The following is a 2,810-nucleotide window of genomic DNA, read 5'->3' as shown; positions in this document are numbered from 1 at the left end:
CGGCCGGCCGTTGGACGGTGCGGTAGGTCATGCCGAGCTGTCGTTGGATCGCACGGCGGCTGTGTCCGACGGCCGGCAGCGCGCAGACGGTGGCGTGCTCGGCTCGGGCGCGTTCGGCGAACCGGTACACGCTGGGCCGTGGCGAACCGCTCTCGGTATGAAGGGCCGGAGGTAGCGGGGCCCGGTCGGCCATCCGCTCCTGGCTCGTACGCCGGCGGAAAAGTGAGCGCTCTGCCACCCTGACGGTGAAATCGCCCACTCTAACGGAGTAATGCCCGACAGGTCATGGGATAGTACATTAGGGATGGCAACGAAGAAGACAAGTGACTGAGCTTCAGTTATTCCTACGTCCGAGCACCCGACGCGGTTTGCCCAGTACCAGCAGCAGAATCGCGAAGAGGGGCCGACACGGCCGCTTCTGTTTCCCATCCCAAGGACATGACCGGCTGCGGGAACACGTAGCTGGATGACGATCGACGTCATGTCAGCCATGACCCGGCGAACGGTCCGCCAGACGGTCTTCTTCCGCTCCCCGGTTGCGCGGCCGACTTCAGGTCCGCCGGTATCCCTCAACGCGCCTGCCCTCTCGGCTTTCATCCGTTTTGGCCGACGAGCCGGCGCACCACCACCTCGTGCCCCAACCGCGCCAAAGTGGTCACGGGGCACACCGCCACTGCCACCACTCCACCTCACAACAGGAGTTGACCCATGAGTGGATGCGGCTGCGGGCAGTCCCCCATCGCCATCGGCGGCTGTCAGCCCTCCAAGCCGGCCTGTCCCCCCGTTACTTGTCCCGGCTCCAAGCCGTGCGAGCACTGCGAGACGACCCCACTGCGCGACTCCGCGCCGTACTGGGTCGCGGCGACCGCGAGCAGCACCGACCCGACGCCGTACTACACCATCGCCAACACCCACGCCGCACTGGACCCTGTCGTCGCCCAGACCATCCTGAACAGCGGCACGGGCACGTTCCCTGCCGACGACGGGACGCACAACGGCCAGCACACCTGGCTCGCCGGCGTCGTGCACATCGACCCCACGTCATTGCGCGGCAACCCCACCAGCGTCACGATCAGCGCCTCGGTCCACGTCCACAACGACGGCAGGAACGCGGCCTGCCAGCTGTACGGCCGCTTCGCCCTCTGGAACGGCACGACCCCGATCCGCACCGATCTCCTCGGCCCGCCCGATCTGCCGGCAGGCGGTGACGACAACGGCGTCATCCCACCGACCACCGTGTCCCTCGCGGACGTCCTCGCGGGAAAGATCGTCGTCGAGCTCAACCTGGAAACAGGCAACGACGACACCTGCCGAGTCGGCCCCAAGCAGTGGACCGTCGACAGCTTCGTCCTCACCGTCCAGGCGTCCGCCCCGGGCTGCGGCAGGCCGTTCCTCCGTACGACCTGCCGTAACTGCGACGGCACGGTCACCTGCACGACCGACACCCTCGACGGCTCGACTCCCTACGCCGCGGTCCCGCCGGTCGTCCCGGTCGCCTCCTGCCAGGATGGATGCGCCACCGCCCGCCCTCCGTGCATCTCCACAGACCGGGGCAACGCCATCACCCGGGGCAGCGACGGGTGTCTGTACGCGCCTGACACGCCTGCTCTGGATCCGTCCCCGTGCAATGCCGCACGGAACACGACCGGTGGGCTGCTCGTGCCGCGGATCGACCTGACGGGTATCGCTCCTGGCGGCAACAGCAGCACCGAACGGTCGGTGGACATCGACGTCACCGGGACGCCCGGCTGCCCCGAAAGGTGGAAGATCGGCGCCCGCCTCACGCCGGTGAGCGCGTTCCTCAACGCCGAGGGGCAGCACGCCAACCTCCTGGCCCGGGCAGGCACCGACGTGCCGATCCCCGAGTCCGACATCGTGCTCCCGGAAGCCGGGGTGTACCACATCGACAGCGATGTACGGTACGCGCTCGGTTCCGCCACCGGCGGCAGCGGCTACATCATCGGCTGGCTCAGGGACGAGACCACGGACACCCTCCTGACGAGCTTCACCCAGATCGCGGCGATCAACGCGGCGAGGCAGGAGCAGCAAGGCGGAACCACACACATCATGACCGAGTACGCGGTCGCCTCCGGCCCCCGGACGGTCCGCCTGCACCTGATGTTCGTCCTCACCGGCGGCAAGATCTCCAACGCCGAGGCCGGCGGCACCGACAGCAATGGCGCAACCCGGATGCGCTTCCTCAAGGTCAGGGATTAGGACGACGCTTCGTTCGGTGAGTGGGCGCTGGCCGAGTGACGGTGCCGCGCGCTCGTAGACGCAGTCAGGCGCGACGATGCCCGAGCGGCCGTTGCTACGGTCCAGGCACTAGAGAACGCACGCGCTCGTCACCGCCTCCTCGCACAGGGCTTGCGCCGGGGTGGGGTGGCGAGGTCGCGTTCGCGCTGGTCCAGGCGGACCAGGACCGCACCGAGGGTCAGGTCGTCGTGGTTCATGCTCCACGCCAGGCCAGGGTTGGGACGCCGGTCAGGCGGCGGGTCATCACGGCGCTTACGGCCCAGCAGAACCGTGATGCGGAGGAAGAAGTGAGGTGTTCGTCGTCCCGCACGAGCCTACGCTGCGACATCAGGATGCCGTTGGTCTGCTCCACCACCCGCCGCTCGGCCTGCGGAACGAAACCGACATCGTCGGTGACGCACATGACCAGTTCGAAGCGCCCCCGACGCCATCGCCCCCCACGGGCACGCTCGTCCGCCCCGCCCCATGTCCTCAACGACGACCCGAGCACGAAGTAGTCACATGATCGGCCGGACAAGTCCTAGAAGAGCCCGGCGCGCATGTGCTGGGTGAGG

2 protein-coding genes and 1 pseudogene are annotated in these 2,810 nt (G+C 68.1%); 1 reads left to right on the top strand and 2 read right to left on the bottom strand.

The window, feature by feature from the left end:
* Positions 1 to 193 (bottom strand): annotated as a pseudogene (locus BFF77_RS36415) (ISL3 family transposase); the annotation flags it as partial.
* 515 nt (positions 194 to 708) lie between these two features.
* On the opposite strand from BFF77_RS36415, the gene BFF77_RS32165 reads away from it, so the two are divergent.
* Positions 709 to 2,217 carry a hypothetical protein gene (locus BFF77_RS32165; RefSeq protein ID WP_066957097.1) on the top strand — a complete coding sequence of 503 codons (1,509 nt, stop codon included), beginning with the start codon at positions 709 to 711 and terminating at the stop codon, positions 2,215 to 2,217.
* Positions 2,218 to 2,449: 232 nt separating this feature from the next.
* On the opposite strand, the gene BFF77_RS35390 is transcribed toward BFF77_RS32165, so the two are convergent.
* On the bottom strand, positions 2,450 to 2,659 hold the full coding sequence (locus BFF77_RS35390) for a hypothetical protein (RefSeq protein ID WP_141698618.1): 210 nt from the start codon (positions 2,657 to 2,659) through the stop codon (positions 2,450 to 2,452).
* Positions 2,660 to 2,810 lie beyond the last annotated feature (151 nt).

The organism is Streptomyces lushanensis, from assembly GCF_001700515.1.
Classification (GTDB): Bacteria; Actinomycetota; Actinomycetes; order Streptomycetales; family Streptomycetaceae; genus Streptomyces; species Streptomyces lushanensis.
Note: the sequence above shows the minus strand (reverse complement) of the source record. Positions and strands in the feature narration are given on the sequence as shown.